At 50.5% G+C, this 15,951-nt stretch carries 12 protein-coding genes and 1 pseudogene; 12 read left to right on the top strand and 1 reads right to left on the bottom strand.

Features of this window, described 5'->3' with window-relative positions; translation table 11 throughout:
* The first annotated feature begins 43 nt into the window (after positions 1-43).
* A complete protein-coding gene (rpsO, locus tag Q4E64_RS07070) occupies positions 44-310 on the top strand; it encodes a 30S ribosomal protein S15 (protein WP_293729219.1) in 267 nt (88 codons plus the stop codon).
* 257 nt (positions 311-567) lie between these two features.
* Positions 568-3,714: an autotransporter outer membrane beta-barrel domain-containing protein gene (locus Q4E64_RS07065; RefSeq protein ID WP_303167070.1), complete on the top strand. Its 3,147-nt coding sequence runs from the start codon at positions 568-570 to the stop codon at positions 3,712-3,714.
* A 102-nt stretch (positions 3,715-3,816) separates the two neighbouring features.
* Here the strand turns inward: Q4E64_RS07065 and Q4E64_RS07060 are convergent, their stop codons facing one another.
* Positions 3,817-4,962, bottom strand: a complete 1,146-nt coding sequence (locus Q4E64_RS07060; RefSeq protein ID WP_303167069.1) for an acyltransferase — start codon at positions 4,960-4,962, stop codon at positions 3,817-3,819.
* Positions 4,963-5,265: 303 nt separating this feature from the next.
* On the opposite strand from Q4E64_RS07060, the gene Q4E64_RS07055 reads away from it, so the two are divergent.
* From Q4E64_RS07055 to Q4E64_RS07010, 10 genes and pseudogenes are all read left to right on the top strand, one after another.
* Positions 5,266-6,222 (top strand): aspartate carbamoyltransferase catalytic subunit, encoded by a 957-nt coding sequence (locus tag Q4E64_RS07055; protein WP_303167068.1) that lies wholly within the window; start codon positions 5,266-5,268, stop codon positions 6,220-6,222.
* Complete coding sequence (locus Q4E64_RS07050) at positions 6,206-7,501, top strand: dihydroorotase (RefSeq protein ID WP_303167067.1); 1,296 nt, start codon at positions 6,206-6,208, stop codon at positions 7,499-7,501. Before Q4E64_RS07055 ends, Q4E64_RS07050 begins: the two co-directional genes overlap by 17 nt.
* Entirely contained in the window at positions 7,498-8,562 is a 1,065-nt protein-coding gene (gene carA / locus Q4E64_RS07045; protein ID WP_303167066.1) for a glutamine-hydrolyzing carbamoyl-phosphate synthase small subunit, read from the top strand. The genes Q4E64_RS07050 and carA overlap by 4 nt, the downstream gene beginning before the upstream one ends.
* 2 nt (positions 8,563-8,564) lie before the next feature.
* On the top strand, positions 8,565-11,780 hold the full coding sequence (gene carB, locus Q4E64_RS07040) for a carbamoyl-phosphate synthase large subunit (RefSeq protein WP_303167065.1): 3,216 nt from the start codon (positions 8,565-8,567) through the stop codon (positions 11,778-11,780).
* A gap of 2 nt (positions 11,781-11,782) precedes the next feature.
* Positions 11,783-12,550, top strand: coding sequence for a dihydroorotate dehydrogenase electron transfer subunit (locus Q4E64_RS07035; RefSeq protein WP_303167064.1), 768 nt, complete (start codon positions 11,783-11,785; stop codon positions 12,548-12,550).
* Positions 12,544-13,500: a dihydroorotate dehydrogenase gene (locus Q4E64_RS07030; protein ID WP_303167063.1), complete on the top strand. Its 957-nt coding sequence runs from the start codon at positions 12,544-12,546 to the stop codon at positions 13,498-13,500. Before Q4E64_RS07035 ends, Q4E64_RS07030 begins: the two co-directional genes overlap by 7 nt.
* Before the next feature lie 213 nt (positions 13,501-13,713).
* Entirely contained in the window at positions 13,714-14,433 is a 720-nt protein-coding gene (gene pyrF / locus Q4E64_RS07025; RefSeq protein WP_303167062.1) for an orotidine-5'-phosphate decarboxylase, read from the top strand.
* A 24-nt stretch (positions 14,434-14,457) separates the two neighbouring features.
* The gene (gene pyrE, locus Q4E64_RS07020) at positions 14,458-15,039 is read left to right on the top strand and encodes an orotate phosphoribosyltransferase (protein WP_303167061.1); all 582 of its coding nucleotides are present in this window, start codon (positions 14,458-14,460) and stop codon (positions 15,037-15,039) included.
* A gap of 147 nt (positions 15,040-15,186) precedes the next feature.
* The gene (locus Q4E64_RS07015) at positions 15,187-15,459 is read left to right on the top strand and encodes a type II toxin-antitoxin system RelB/DinJ family antitoxin (protein WP_303167060.1); all 273 of its coding nucleotides are present in this window, start codon (positions 15,187-15,189) and stop codon (positions 15,457-15,459) included.
* Positions 15,456-15,737: pseudogene (locus tag Q4E64_RS07010) on the top strand (type II toxin-antitoxin system YafQ family toxin). Before Q4E64_RS07015 ends, Q4E64_RS07010 begins: the two are co-directional and overlap by 4 nt.
* Positions 15,738-15,951 lie beyond the last annotated feature (214 nt).

Here is a 15,951-nt window from a genome sequence, read left to right as displayed (position 1 = left end):
GCTACTATGCTTTTGGCAATTTAAAATTTAGGAGGAAACAACAATGTTAACTAGCGAAGCTAAAACTGCCGTAATTCTTGACAATGCCCGTCACGAGGGCGACACCGGTTCTCCGGAGGTACAAATCGCCGTTCTGACCGAGCGCATTAAATACTTGACCGAGCATCTGAAAGAGCATAAAAAAGACCATCATTCCCGTCGCGGCCTGCTGAAAATGGTAGGTAAACGTCGCGGTCTGCTCAACTACCTGCAAAGCAAGGACATCGAGCGTTATCGTGCCATCATCGCTAAACTGGGTATCCGTAAATAATAAGCGACAGCTTTCAGAGCGCATCCGGAAGGGTGCGCTCTTTTTGTATGCTTTGACAGCGTTCAGCGTTCGGGGTTTTGCTGGCTTTAGTTAAGGCAGCCAGCGCGTGAGCGCTGCAACACAAAAGTCGCTCGACACGACTTTTGTTTGACAGGGGGGGGACAAGCGTATATAATGGAATTGATATTAAGCTGTTGTTATAAGTATCGCTTAGGCGTTAAACATTTGTCAGAAAGCAGGTGTTTTAAAAATTACCGATGCTTGGCAAAGCGGCGGCTGGCGGTAAGTACAGCGGCAGCAAAAAAGAAAGGCGGAGGCTTATGAAAAAGACGGTGTTGAAAAGAAGTTTAGCTTTAGGCGCGCTCATGGCGTTTGTGATTACGGGCAATGCGTTGGCGGCAACAGCAACTCATTATTATTTTCAAGGAGATCTTGCGAATGGTTTTGAAATAATTACAACGATGGATCATTCTAATCATTTAATTAACGGGCAAAATTATAGTTGCTATAGCGTTGGTGGATATTATTATAATGGGGAGAAAGTTATTGATAATGATGTAAATTACAAATTTACTATTAATAGTGGTACATATACTACTAATTCAGGCATTAGTGGATTAATGATTAATAGTAATACTGCTGACTTAACTTTCAACAAAAGTGTAGGAATTAGCGTATCTACAGATTTGACTGGTACAGGTAATAACGCTATTAATGGCTTAGCCATGGATAATGGTAAAATTACTTTTAACGATAATCTTTTGGTGGATGTTACTACGACTAATGAAAATGGTAAAGCCGCATACGGCATATCTGCTGGCGGAAATACTTTAACAAGTTTTAATGGTTCTTTTGTTGATATTAATGTCAATACTGCTACGACAAGAAATGAACAAAAACTTCGTACTGAGACTATGGGTTTAACTACTTATACTGAGAATGCTAAAATTGTTGCTTCTGCAAATACCGTGGTTGATATTGACGTAATTGGTAGCGCTACTGGGGATTATGCTTCGCCTGTTTATGGTATAGTAGCGGAGATGGGTAATATTGATATTAAAGGTACTGCTGATATATATGTAGAATCTAACGGTAATATTAGTAAACCTTTATTGAAAGATAATAAAGATAATCTTAATGGTGATCAATTCGGCCTTGCTGTGGGTATAAAAGCTATTGATGGTTACTCTAATTCTTCTGTGACTGATGAAGGTATAGCTAATATTAAAATAAATAATAGCAATATTGTAGTAAAAAATAATGCTATTGGTGGTAAAGCTGTAGGCATTATGACTAATGATTTTGATGGTACGACAGCTAATACAACACTTGTAAACACAGAAGGAGATTTATCTATTGACGTTATTGCAGATATTGCTAGAGGTGTAGAAGTAAAAAATGGTACGTCAGTAAAACTTGGTAGTGATAAAACGGAAAATATTATCATTAATACTGCTTCTAATAATCCTGATAATAAAGAAACAATAAATGTAGGTATTTGTGCTGTAAAAGGTTCTACTGTTGATATCAATACCAAAAATTTAACAGTTAATACGAGTGCTACTGGCGCAGGATGGGCTTATGGTATTTCTGCTCAGAACAATAGCGTTCCTGCTGATAATGCTGAAAAATTTGCAACAATAAATATTAAGGCAGATAATATTTTGGTCAATAGCACAGCAGAACAAGAAGGGCATTCGACTGGCTTAGTGACTATGAGCCAAGGGCGAATGAATGTCGACGGTAATATTGAAGTTAACGCTGATGACGCTATTTCTGCTCGCGGTGATTCTGTATTAAAAGTTAATACTGGTGCAGACAATACTAATGTTACTAAATTGAATGGCGATATTAATTTCTCTTATGATGGCAATACTTCTGGGACACGTATTGATACGACCGTAGAAGTTAAATTAACTGGTGCTGAATCTGTATGGAATGGCAATACTAAGGTTACATGGGATGCTAAAACTGATAAAAACGGAAATGTAACTCATCGCCCTGACGCTGAAGAACTAAAAATTGAAAACTTTAGTTTAACACTTGCCGATAACGCTCAATGGAATGCTCAAAAAGTTTCAATAGAAGGCGAATATAATGAAGATGGCAGTTCTAAGAGCGATTCTGGCGTTCAATCTACTGCTCTAAACAATTTGACTTTGGACAAAGGTATAGTAAATTTAACCGATGCAGAAGAACAAGCTGTACAAGTAGAAAATATTTCTGGTGAAGGCACTGTTATTGTTAACGATACCGAGAATAAAATGCAAATTATCGAAAAGAACGATTTGCAAAAATTGAATGTTGCTACAACAAGAGCTTATGCTGAACGGTTGGTACAACAGTACGATATGAATGACGCCTTGCAATTGATAGCAGACCAGGTAAGTGATGAAACTGTTGATAGAGCAAAAGATTCTGCTGCAACTGATGTTGAGATGGCAGAAACTGCTGTTACCGGTTTAGCTACAGCGAGTGTAAAAGATGGTTTAGTTGTACTGAACACAATTAAAGAAGCCGTCAACACCTCCAACGCAGGTATCAGCAACATGGGCGCTATTGCGCTGATGACTTGGCGTCAGGAAAATAACGATATGAACAAGCGCTTAGGCGAGCTGCGCGACAGCAGCGGCGAGCACGGCGTGTGGGTGCGCATGACCCGCGGCGAAGGCAAGTACAAGAGCATTAAGAACCAGTACAACAGCTACCAAATCGGTTACGACGAAAAGTTGAGCGTGAATAAGAACTGGACGGTGGGCGCGGCCTTCACCTATACTGACGGCGAAAGCAGCTTTAATAAGGGCACTGGCGAAAACACTCATAAGGGCCTGGCTCTGTACGGCAGCTACTTGGGCGACGACGGCAGCTTTATCGATTTAATCGCTAAATATGCGCGTTTGGACCATGAATTTGACGTAACCGGCGGCGCAGGCAAGGGCGATTATGATACCAACGGCTACAGCTTGAGCGCGGAATATGGCAAACGCTTTACGAAGGACAACGGGCTGTGGATTGAGCCACAGGTAGAACTGACCTACGGCAAAGTAGGTAGCGCCGATTATCTGACCTCGAACGGCGTCAGAGTGCGCCAGGACGGTATGGACAGCTTCGTAGGTCGTTTGGGCTTTGCGCTGGGCAAGGATTTGGCAAAGGATAAGGGCAATGTATATCTGCGCGCATCCTATTTGTACGACTTTGACGGCGATACCAGCATGAGCTTCGCTAAGGGCAGAGTAAGCAGAACCATCGAGCAAGACCTCGGCGGCGGCTGGTGGGAGGTTGGCTTAGGCACCAACATCAACTTCAGCGACGCGGCGCATTTGTACTTTGACGTAGAAAAGACCTATGGCGGCGACGTGGCTACGCCGTGGCAGTGGAACGTGGGCATGCGTTGGAGCTTCTAATTTAATATTTGCAGGGCGGCGTCTTTCTTTGGAGGGGCGCCGCTTTTGTTTTGCCCAATAAAAATGGCCAGCGTCAAGCTGACCATAAGAGCGGTAAGAGCATTAGCGCTTGCCGGTAAAAAGCAGGCTTAATGTATGGCTGCGCCGGAACATTTTTTGCAGCAGCAGGCTTGCCAGCAGCGAAGCGGCCAGCAGCAGCACATAGGACAGGCAGACTTTTTTCACGGTCATCACGATGCCGAATTTATTATAAAAGCTTGTCAGCCAGTCCAGCAGCAGGGGATGGATAAAATAAATGAGCATGGAATTGGCGGCTAAAAGCTCGACGCCGCGCTGTAAATAAACGGCAGCTTTAGGGGCGCCGCCGCTTTGCACACGGCGCTCCAGCCAATCCAGCAGCAGGCAGAAGCACAGCAGGGAGGCTATGGTGTACAATAATCCTTGGGGGCTGAGCTGATGATAGGTGTTAGCCAAATCGATGAGGGTATAGCCCTGATAGTGAAAGGCGTAGTAGGCGCTGCCCGCGTCGTAAACGACGCTCGCCAGGTAAAGAGCGAACACCGGCAGAGGATAAGCGCGCAGCCAGACTATGAATTTATCCCAATAGACGGCAGCTAGAGCGCCGCCCATAAAAATCAGCAGGTAATGCAGGGGCAGGTAGTTTAAGCGGTAAACGAAAAAGTTCTTCGCCAGCGGGCTCCATTGGCTGGGGTCGACGCCGGGATGGGTGGTCCACCAGTTGAAGGCCAGCTGGAAAAGCAGGAGCAGCGCCAGTCCCGCAGTCGCGCCGTGCTTGATGATGACGCGCAGCAGGGAGCGCCATAAGGGATAGGAAGCGTAGAACCACAGCAGGATAACCATAAAGTACAAATGGTAGCAGCCCAGGCCGAAGAAAAGCACGAAGGCCACATGCAGCGGCTGCCAGCTGACGAAGCCCGGCGGCAGAATAAGCCAGAAGTACAGCATATAGAATAGCGACCAGCTCAAATAGGGCAGCCCTGCGCCGCGCAGCCGTTTCTGCATAAAGTTCGCATAGGGCAGAGCGCCGCCGCTGAGTAAAGTTTTATCCGTATAGCACAACCCGTAGCCGGAAATAAAAAAGAAGGCGGGGACGCTGTAGCGGCTTAAAATTTCCAGCAGGCAGTAGAGGGTGAAATCGTTGGGGGTCAGCGCCAGGCTGCCGGTGTGGATGCCGATAACGCCCAGCATACAAAGCGCCCTGATATTATCTATTATCGTATTTCTCATATTATTATCCTTTCGGAAGCTTGCGTTAATAAGGGAAGATAATGTTTATTATACACCTAAAGGCTGCGTTAAGGCCAGTCCGTCTTTATGATTAAAAAGGCGTAAAATTTTGCGCGAAATATTTGACGGATAGTGCGCGTGGGTGTAAAATATATACAATCAAATGCACCTTTAAATTGGTCCCGTGAGACTGCAAGGTTAAGCTACTGTTGACAAGCAAGGGCCTTCTTGTACCTACATGGGACGAGAAGGCTTTTATTTTTTATTCATTCAAGAGCATATATTATACAGGAGGTAAAGCTAATGGCTAAATCAAATGTATCTCTGGGAGGCAGAGATATACTGGATCTGGAAAGCCTCAGCGTGGAAGAAATCGAATTGATTTTAAAGACAGCTGAGGAAATGAAGAAGGTTATGAAGAGGGATATTAAGAAGCTTCCTTCTCTGCGCGGCAAATCCATCATCAATTTGTTCTATGAGCCCAGTACCCGTACCCGCACTTCCTTTGAGCTGGCAGGCAAGTACCTGGGAGCCGACGTGGTTAACGTTACCACCAGCAGCTCCAGCGTGGTTAAAGGCGAATGCCTGCGCGATACTATTCTGACATTGCAGTCCATGGCTTGCGACGCTATCGTTATGCGTCATCCCATCGAAGGCGCTGCCGCTTACGCTGCGCAGGTTGCCGACCCGGTAATCATTAACGCCGGCGACGGCGCTCACGCGCATCCGTCCCAGGGCCTGCTGGATATGTTCACCATCCGCGAGCAGGGCAAAACCCTGAAGGGCTTGAAAATGGCTATTATCGGCGATATTCTGTACAGCCGCGTGGCGCGCACCAATATTGCCGCCTGGACTAAAATGGGCGCCGAGGTGCATGTGGCCGGCCCCATGACCTTGCTGCCCCATGATGTGGAATCTCTTGGCGTAACCGTACATAAACGTGTAGAGGACGCTATTGCGGACGCTGACGTTGTCGATATTCTGCGTATTCAGCTGGAACGCCAGAAAAAGGGCTTGTTCCCGTCTCCCCGCGAGTATGCCCGTATTTTCGGCATCAACGAGAGCCGCTTGAAGCTGGCTAAGCCCGATGTAACCGTACTGCATCCGGGCCCCATGAACCGCGGCCTGGAAATCTCCTGGGAGGTTGGCTACTGTGATAATGCCGCAATTCGTACCGAGGTACAAAACGGCGTGGCAGTACGTATGGCGCTCTTATTCTTGACTTTGACAGGAGGTAAACACATTGAAAACGTTGATTAAAAACGGCAGGGTCGTTGACCCCAGCCAAAAGCTGGACGCTGTAATGGACATCCTGGTAGAGGATGGTAAGATTAAGGCTTTGAGCGCAAATATCGCCGAAGCTGCCGACGAAGTATACGACGCTACCGGTCTTGTGGTAACGCCTGGTTTGATCGACGTACATACCCATATGCGCGAGCCCGGCCTGGAAGCGAAGGAAGATATTATTTCCGGTACGATGGCTGCCGCTGCCGGCGGCGTGACCACCGTGGCCTGCATGCCTAATACCAAGCCCGTTATCGATACCTCCATCGTAGTAAGCGGCATTAAGCAGCGCGCTGCGGAGGAAAGTTACGCTAACGTAGAGGTTATCGGCGCTATCAGCAAGGGCGAAAAGGGCGAGGAGCTGGCCGAGATGGGCGATATGGCGGAAAAAGGCGCTATGGGCTTTTCTGACGACGGCCATTATGTAAAGAGTTCCCGCTTGTTTACGCTGGCGGCTAAATATATTACGGCTTTCGACAAGCCGCTGCTGTGCCATGCCATCGACCCGGAGCTGAACGCCGAAGGCTATATGCATGAGGGCGCTGTTTCCGCGCGTATCGGCGTGCCGGGCATTCCGGCTATTTCCGAGGATATCGCCGTGGCCCGCGACTGCATTATTGCCGAATACACCGGCGCGCATGTGCATATCTGCCATGTAGCCTCCAAGGGCGCCATCGATATTATCCGTCAGGCCAAGAAGAAGGGAGTTAACGTTACCAGCGAGGTAACGGTGCATCATCTGACGCTGACTGACGAAGCCTGCGCCGGTTATAATTCCGCTACCCGCGTCAGCCCGCCGCTGCGGAGCTGGGACCATGTACAGGCTATGCGCGAAGCTGTGCTGGACGGCACGGTAGACTGCATCGTTACCGACCATTCTCCCCACGCGCCGGAGGAAAAGGATGTGGAGTTCCGCTATGCTCCCTGCGGCTTCTGCGGTTTGGAAACATCTCTGGGCGTGATGTTGACCGACCTGTATCATAAGAATATTTTCGACCTGAATATCATCATCAGTAAGATGAGCTGCGAGCCTGCCAAGCTGTTCAAGCTGCAAGGCGGCACCTTGAAAGAGGGCGGCGTAGCCGATATTACGATTATGGATTTAAATAAAGAATGGACTGTTGACAGCTCCAAATTCTATACCCGCGGCAAGTTCACCCCCTACGAGGGCAAGGCCTGCAAGGGCAAAGCCGTCGCAACTATGCTGCATGGTAAATTTGTGATGAGAGATGGTGTAGTATGCACAAAACAATGAGAAAAGGCAAATTAGTGCTCAAGGACGGCAGCGTGTACGAGGGAACGCTTTACGGCAAGCGCAACGCCGTGGGCGAGGTCGTTTTTACCACCGGTATGAGCGGCTACCAGGAAACGCTGACGGATCCGTCTTTTTGCGGGCAGATAGTAGTTATGACCTATCCGCTGGTAGGCAACTACGGCTGCAGCCCGTTGTTCAACCAAGGGCGTAAATGCTTCTTCCAGGGCTATGTTATCGGCGACCTGTGCGATTGTCCCAGCAACTGGCGCAACGAGCAAAGCCTGGAGGCGTTTTTGGAGCAGCAGGATATTCCTACGCTGGTAGGCGTGGATACCCGCGCTATTACGCGCAAGCTGCGTAATTACGGCGTTCTGCAGGGCGTTATCGTTCCGGCGGAAATGCCTCAGGACGAGGTGGAGGCGCTGCTGGCTACTCCCGACGTTCACGACCAGGTGCAGCAGGTCACGACCAAGGAAGTATATTCCATGGGCGAGGGCAAGCTGAACGTCGCCGTTATGGATTACGGTATTAAGCAAAATATTCTTAATTACCTCGTAAGCTTCGGCTGCCATTTGACCGTTTTCCCCGCCGATACCAGCGCCGAAGAGGTGCTGCGCTATAATCCGGACGGCATTTTCCTGTCCAACGGTCCCGGCGACCCCAAGGATTTGCCGGAGGTCATCGAAAATGTTAAGAAAATGATTGGCCGCCGTCCTATTTTTGGCATCTGCCTAGGGCATCAGCTGATGGCTTTGGCCAACGGCGCCGATACCTATAAAATGAAATTCGGCCATCGCGGCATCAATCAGCCGGTTAAGGATCTGCGCAGCGGACGCATTTATATCAGCTCGCAGAATCACGGCTACGCGGTGGACGAAAAATCGCTGGAAGGCAAGGGCATTACCGTAACGCATATTTCCATGAACGACGGTACTATCGAGGGCGTAGAATACGCTAACCACCCGACGTTTACCGTGCAGTACCATCCGGAAGCCTGCCCCGGCCCCGGCGGTCATGAATATTTGTTTAAGCATTTTATTGATATGATGGAGGGTCGTTAATCATGCCGAAGCTCAGCAATATTAAAAAGGTTCTCGTGATCGGTTCCGGCCCCATCATCATCGGTCAGGCTGCGGAATTTGACTACGCCGGTACGCAGGCCTGCCGCGCTTTGAAGGAAGAAGGGCTGGAGGTTGTGCTGGTCAACAGCAACCCGGCGACGATTATGACCGATGTGCATATCGCCGACCGCGTCTATGTAGAGCCTATCAGCATTGAATTTTTGGAAAATATTATTAAACGCGAGCGTCCCGATTCCCTGTTGGCAACCCTGGGCGGCCAGGTGGGCTTGAATATGGCTATGGCGCTCGAAGAAAAGGGCATCCTGAACGAATACAAGGTGCGTCTTTTGGGTACGCAGATTTCCGCTATTAAACGCGGCGAGGACCGCGAGCTGTTTAAGGAAACGATGGAAAAAATACATCAGCCCATTCCCGAATCCACCATCGTAGAAACCGTTATGGCAGCCTGTGCCTTTGGCCGCCAGATCGGGTATCCTTTGATTGTACGTCCGGCCTATACCTTGGGCGGTACCGGCGGCGGCATTGCCGACAACGAGGACGAGTTGGTAGACATTGTGCAAAAGGGCCTGGGCTACAGCCCCATCGGCCAGTGCCTCATCGAGCGCAGCATTGCCGGCTGGAAGGAAATCGAGTACGAGGTTATCCGCGACGCCGCCGATAACTGCATTACCGTGTGCTCCATGGAAAACCTGGACCCCGTGGGCGTACACACCGGCGACTCCATCGTTGTGGCTCCGGCGCAGACCTTGAGCGACCGCGAGGTACAGCTGCTGCGTCAGGCTTCCATCGACATCGTGCGCGAGCTGGGCGTAGTAGGCGGCTGCAACGTGCAACTGGCCTTGGACCCCTATTCGGAAAACTATTACGTTATCGAGGTAAATCCCCGCGTAAGCCGCAGCTCCGCGCTGGCCTCCAAGGCGACGGGCTATCCCATCGCTAAAGTAACCAGTAAAATCGCCGTGGGCTATAATCTGGACGAGATTGAAAACGCCGTTACCAAAAAGACCAAGGCTTGCTTCGAGCCCACGCTGGACTACATCGTACTTAAATTCCCGCGTTGGCCCTTCGATAAATTCGTGACCGCCGACCGCACGCTGGGTACGCAGATGAAGGCTACCGGCGAAGTTATGGCGATCGAGCGCTCCATGGAAGCGTCCATGTTGAAGGCCGTGCGTTCTTTGGAAATCGGTTTGACCCATCTGGAGATGCCCGAACTCAAAGCCTTGAGCGACGAGGAAATCCACGACCGCATTAAGCTGATCGACGACGAGCGCTGCTTCGTTATCGCCGAGGCTATGCGCCGCGGTATTACCATCGACGAGATTCACAGCATTACCAAGATAGATAAATGGTTCCTGTCCAAAATTCAAAACATCGTCAAGATGGAGCGTGCTTTGGAAACGCACGAGCTGACCGCCAGCCTGCTGCGTAAAGCCAAGAAAATGGGCTTTGCCGACAGCGTTATCGGCGCGCGCGTAGGCAAGAGCGAATTTGCCATCCGCGACCTGCGCAAGAGCTGGGGCATTATCCCCACCTATAAAATGGTTGATACCTGCGCCGCAGAATTTGAAGCCGCTACGCCGTACTACTATTCCTGCTATGAAACGGAGGACGAGGTAGAGGTAACGGATAAGAAGAAGGTAGTCGTACTGGGCTCCGGTCCTATCCGCATCGGGCAGGGCGTGGAATTCGACTACTGCTCCGTGCATTGCGTTTGGGCGTTGAAAGAGCTGGGCTACGAAACCATCATCATCAATAATAACCCGGAAACCGTTTCCACCGACTTCGATATTTCCGATAAGCTGTATTTTGAGCCGTTGACGGTGGAGGATGTGCTCAATGTTATCGATAAGGAAAAGCCGGAGGGCGTTATCGTGCAGTTCGGCGGCCAGACGGCCATCAATCTGGCAGGCCCCTTGTCCAAGGCTGGCGTGCAGGTTTTGGGCAGCAGCGTCGACAGCATCGACCGCGCCGAGGACCGCGAGCGCTTTGACGAGCTGCTGACCAGCTGCAATATTCCCCGTCCGCAGGGTCATACCGTATTCGACACCGAAGGCGCTTTGGCTGCGGCTCACGACGTAGGCTATCCTACCATGGTGCGTCCTTCTTACGTATTGGGCGGCCGCGCTATGGAAATCGTTTATAACGACGAGGAATTAAAGCACTATATGTCCAGCGCGGTAAAGGCTTCCCACGAGCATCCTGTGCTGGTCGACCATTATCTGCAGGGTACCGAGGTGGAGGTCGACGCTATCTGCGACGGCAAGGAAGTGCTTATCCCCGGCATTATGCAGCACGTAGAACGCGCGGGCGTGCATTCCGGCGACTCCATTGCCGTATATCCGCCGCGCACCCTTTCCGAAGCCGTAATCAAAACGATTATCAACTATACCAATAAAATGGCTTTGGGTCTGGAAGTCAAGGGCATGATTAACATTCAATACATCGTGCGCGACGAGCATGTTTACGTTATCGAGGTTAACCCGCGTTCCTCCAGAACCGTGCCTTTCCTGAGCAAGGTAACGAGCGTTCCCATGGTCAATGTGGCTACGAAATGCGCTATGGGCAAGAGCATCCGCGAGCAGGGCTTTAAGCCGGGCCTGCGCCTCTTCCCAGACTATTATGCCGTTAAGGCTCCCGTGTTCTCCTTCAATAAAATGTCCAACGTCGATATTACCTTGGGGCCGGAGATGAAATCCACCGGCGAGGTTATGGCCTGCGATTATCAGTTCAGCCGCGCGCTGTACAAGGCCTGCCTGGCGTCCGGCATCAACGTGCCGCACGAAGGCTCCATTCTTATTACCGTGGCCGATATGGATAAGCCGGAAGCGATAGAAATCGCCAAGGGCTTTGAAGATTTGGGCTATATTGTCACCGCTACCGGCGGTACCGCCCAATACCTGCAGGAGCAGGGCGTCAATGTTAACGTAGCTACAAAGGTCAGCGAAGGTCATCCCAATATTTTGGACGACATCAAAGCGGGACGCATCAGCATGGTTATCAATACGACGAACCATGGCCGCGACGCCGAGCGCGACGGCTTCAAGATTCGCCGTTCGACGGTAGAACACGCAATTCCCTGCCTGACCTCCATGGATACGGCGCGTGAATTGCAGCGCGTTATGAGCGCTATGCGCCGCCGCCGCGTAGTCAGCGTTGTCGCTTTGCAGGATTTAAGCTTAAGCTGGGAGGATTGATTATGGCTAAGACCATAGCGTCGGCCAAGGTTATTGGCCAGCGTATTCTCAACAGTACCACTAAATTGATAGACGTATATGCGCCTGAAATTGCTGCGCAGGCTGTTCCCGGACAGTTTGTCAACGTGCAGGTGTGTAAAAATACCGCGCCGCTGCTGCGCCGTCCCTTTGGCGTAGCGGGCGTGCACCGGGAGCAGGGTACGTTTACTATGATTTACCGCATTATCGGCGAGGCTACGCATATTCTAGCGGACGTCTGCGCCGGCGATGTGCTGAGCATTGTAGGCCCCTTAGGCCATGGCTTCGATATGAGCGCGCAAAAGCCGCTGCTGGTAGGCGGCGGCCTGGGCCTGGCCCCGCTGCTCTTTTTAGCGGAGGGCTTTGGTAGCGGCCACACCGATATCCTCATGGGCGGCCGCACGGCGGAGGAACTGTTTTGGACGAAGCTGTACGAGGGCTTGTGCCAGAATGTTTATTTGACAACCGACGACGGCAGCGCAGGCGCTAAGGGCACGGTTATGGCCTTGTTGCCGGAGCTGCTGGCTAAGGGCGGCTACGACTGCGTTTATGTGTGCGGCCCCGTGCCCATGATGCGCGCTGTGGCGGGCGCTTGCCTGGAGGCGGGCGTTAAATGCCAGGTGTCGCTGGAAAAATATATGGCCTGCGGCTTGGGCGCGTGCCTGTCCTGCGCTTGCGAGGGCATTGGCAAACGCATCAAGGTGTGCAAGGACGGTCCCGTATTTTGGGCGGAGGAGGTAGGCGAATGGTAAATTTGTATGATGGACGTCTGGCAGTGGATATTGCCGGGCTGAAAATGCAGACTCCCGTTACTACCGGCTCCGGCACCTTTGGCTTTGGCCTGGAGTTTACCGATTTTCTCGATTTGGAAAAGGTGGGCGCTGTGACCGTCAAGGGCACGTCGCTGCTGCCGGCGGCGGGCAATAAGGGCCAGCGCGCGGTGGAAACGCCCTCCGGTATGCTTAACTGCATCGGCTTGGAAAATCCCGGCAGCGATTTCTTTTTGCAGCATACCCTGCCGGAGCTGCGCAAGTACGACGTGCCGGTAATCGTCAATATCTACGGCCATTCGCCTGAAGAATACGGCGAGGTGGCGAAAAAGCTGGACGTGGACGGAGTGGACGCCGTAGAAATCAATATTTCCTGCCCCAACGTAAAAGAGGGCGGTATTGTCTTCGGCACTTGTCCCGACGCTGCCGCCGAGGTTGTGGCGCAGGTAAAGAAAAACACTTCGAAAATGGTTATCACCAAGCTGTCGCCCAATGTGACGGATATCGTCGTGATGGCGAAAGCGGCGGAGGCGGCAGGAACGGACGCTATTTCCATGATTAACACGCTTTTGGGCACGAAGATCGATATCGAGCGTCAGCGTCCGGTGCTGGGCAATATCACCGGCGGCTTGAGCGGCCCGGCAGTGCGTCCGGTGGCAGTGCGTCTGGTGTATCAGGTAGCGCAGGCTGTGCGCGTGCCCATTATTGGCATGGGCGGCATTATGTGCGCCGAGGACGCTATTGAATTTATGCTGGCCGGAGCCAGCGCTGTAGCTGTCGGCACGGCTAATTTTGTGCAGCCCGATATTGCCGAAACTATTGCGCACGGGATGCTGGCTTATCTGGACCGCCATAAGCTGGAGAAGATTACCGATATTGTTGGCTTGGCGCTGCCAGAGGGCAAGCAGAGTATGCCGCTGTATAAATTATAAATTAAACTCCCCCAGTCGCTTTCAGCGACAGCCCCCTCGAAGAAGGGGCAATTCACTTTAGCATTACGCGGTCGTTTTGTCCTCCCTCTTGGAGGGAGGTGGATGCGAGCTTGCGAGCAGACGGAGGGAGTAACGCTTTTGGAGTGCTAACGATTAGGATAATACAACGAAACATAACGACACTTCTAACGCATTTCGGGAGAAATAATTATTATGACTATAAAATCTGACGATAGACTAATTGTCGCCTTAGACTTTCCTACACTGGAGCAGGCTAAATCCTGCGTGCTGGAGCTGGGCGACGCGGTAAGCTATTACAAGGTGGGCATGGAGCTGTATTACGCCGTGGGCAGCGAGATTATTCGCTTTTTGAAGGCTCAGGGCAAGCACGTGTTCCTGGATTTGAAATTGCAGGATATTCCCAATACTGTGGCTCATGCTTTAACGGTGCTCAGCGATTTGGGCGCCGATATGATGAACGTTCATGCCGTGGGCGGCAAAAAAATGATGGCCGAGGCTGTCAAGGCTGTGCATGAAGCGGCAGCAAAAGCAGGCCGTCCTGCGCCGAAGCTGATTGCCGTAACCATTCTGACAAGCATGGACGACGAGCAGTTTGCCGGTCTGAACTATAAAAATACTATTGCCGAGCAGGTTATCGCTCTGGCTAAATTGTCTAAGGAAGCGGGCATGGACGGCGTGGTCGCTTCTCCCCGCGAGGCTGCGGCTATCCGCGAAGCCTGCGGCAGCGACTTTTTGATTGTAACGCCCGGCGTGCGTCCGGCAGGCGCGTCCCTGGACGACCAAAGCCGCGTTGCCACTCCGGCGGGCGCGTTCCAAAACGGCAGCAGCCATATCGTCGTCGGCCGTCCCATTACCAAAGCTGAAAACAGGCAGGCTGCGGCTTTAGCCATCGTGGAAGAAATTCAGGCGTAATTTACGCAGAAGGAGATATAGCAAATGGCAGTTTTAGAAGAAAAAGACGTTTTAAAAATGCTCGAGGAAACCGAAGCTGTGTTGCACGGCCACTTTTTGCTGACCAGCGGCCTGCACAGCCCTATGTATGTAGAAAAATTCAACGTGCTGCAGCATCCGAAATATACTGAGCGCCTGTGCCAGGAAATCGCCCGCCGTTATGCAAACGATAACGTGGAGCTGGTTGTAGGCCCCATGACCGGCGGTATTTTGCTGGCGCACGAGGTGGGCAAGGCTTTGGGAACCCGCGCTATTTTCACCGAGCGTGAAAACGGCAAGATGACCCTGCGCCGCGGCTTCCAGATTCCCGCAGGCACTCGCGTGCTGGTGGTAGAGGATATCGTTACTACCGGCGGCAGCGTAAAAGAGGTTATGGAGGTCGTTAAGGAGCACGGCGGCGAGCTGGTAGGCGTGGGCCTGCTGGTTGACCGCAGCGGCGGTAAGGTGGACTTTGGTGTGCGCACCGAAGCTTTGTTGCATTTGAATGTAGAAACCTTTAATCCCGACAGCTGTCCTCTGTGCGCTAAGGGTACTCCTTTTACGAAACGCGGCAGAACCGGTAAATAATTACAATAATTGCAGCGCCCGGCTTACTTTAGGAAGTAGGTCGGGCGTTTTTTGCGTGCTACTTGTGTAATTATATATTATTAATGACAATGTATTGACAATAACCGAGTTTTTAAGTATATTAATAAGTGAATGGAGGTGTTCTATATGACGACAACTAATTTAAATATTAGGACTGATAAAATGGTTAAAGAGCAGGCTGAACAGATTTTTAATGAACTTGGGTTGACTATGACTACGGCTATTAATATGTTTTTGAGAACAACGATTAGAGAACATGGCATTCCTTTTTCTTTGAAAATAGATGTTCCTAATGCAACGACGGCGGCTGCTATAGAGGAAGGCAAAAAACTTATAGCTGATACTTCTGCTCCAAGATATTCCAGTATGAAGGCGCTTAGGGAGGCTCTTGAAGTATGAAATATGATGTTCAGTTTACGAGTCGGTTTAAACGCGATTTGAAGCTGGCTAAAAAGTAGAATAAAAATCTTGATAAGTTATTTACAGTAATCGATATTTTGGCTAATGGCGGAACATTGGATGCAAAATATAAGGATCACGAACTTGTCGGCAATTATAAAGGAACTCGTGAGTGCCATGTAGAGCCAGATTGGATATTGATTTATGAAATTCATAATGACGTTCTTGTTTTAATGCTTTATAGATTGGGCTCGCATGCAGAGCTATTCAAAAAATGATTAATAATTAACTATAATTTTATAATTAACGATAGGTAATAGGCTGTTGACTGGCTGCTGTGGAAGCTGCTGTCCGACAGCTTTTTTGTATTGTAAAAGCGGCAGGCGTATGTGAAGGGAGCGGTAGAACGCGGCGGTAAAACTATTTGCAGTGTGAATCAGCAGCAGCCAGCGCGTCAGCGCTGCAAGACAAAAGTGCTCGATGCACTTTTGC

Origin of the sequence: Phascolarctobacterium sp. (assembly GCF_030531065.1) — a bacterium.
Classification (GTDB): domain Bacteria; phylum Bacillota; class Negativicutes; order Acidaminococcales; family Acidaminococcaceae; genus Phascolarctobacterium_A.
Note: the sequence above shows the minus strand (reverse complement) of the source record. Positions and strands in the feature narration are given on the sequence as shown.

What these genes read in the sequence shown, in the direction of transcription:
- Q4E64_RS07035 (WP_303167064.1), top strand. Translation starts at nt 11,783, where the DNA reads ATGGCTAAGACCATAGCGTCGGCCAAGGTTATTGGCCAGCGTATTCTC.
- Q4E64_RS07060 (WP_303167069.1), bottom strand. Translation starts at nt 4,962, where the DNA reads ATGAGAAATACGATAATAGATAATATCAGGGCGCTTTGTATGCTGGGC.
- Q4E64_RS07015 (WP_303167060.1), top strand. Translation starts at nt 15,187, where the DNA reads ATGACGACAACTAATTTAAATATTAGGACTGATAAAATGGTTAAAGAG.
- carB (WP_303167065.1), top strand. Translation starts at nt 8,565, where the DNA reads ATGCCGAAGCTCAGCAATATTAAAAAGGTTCTCGTGATCGGTTCCGGC.
- Q4E64_RS07065 (WP_303167070.1), top strand. Translation starts at nt 568, where the DNA reads ATGCTTGGCAAAGCGGCGGCTGGCGGTAAGTACAGCGGCAGCAAAAAA.
- carA (WP_303167066.1), top strand. Translation starts at nt 7,498, where the DNA reads ATGAGAAAAGGCAAATTAGTGCTCAAGGACGGCAGCGTGTACGAGGGA.
- Q4E64_RS07055 (WP_303167068.1), top strand. Translation starts at nt 5,266, where the DNA reads ATGGCTAAATCAAATGTATCTCTGGGAGGCAGAGATATACTGGATCTG.
- Q4E64_RS07030 (WP_303167063.1), top strand. Translation starts at nt 12,544, where the DNA reads ATGGTAAATTTGTATGATGGACGTCTGGCAGTGGATATTGCCGGGCTG.
- rpsO (WP_293729219.1), top strand. Translation starts at nt 44, where the DNA reads ATGTTAACTAGCGAAGCTAAAACTGCCGTAATTCTTGACAATGCCCGT.
- pyrE (WP_303167061.1), top strand. Translation starts at nt 14,458, where the DNA reads ATGGCAGTTTTAGAAGAAAAAGACGTTTTAAAAATGCTCGAGGAAACC.
- pyrF (WP_303167062.1), top strand. Translation starts at nt 13,714, where the DNA reads ATGACTATAAAATCTGACGATAGACTAATTGTCGCCTTAGACTTTCCT.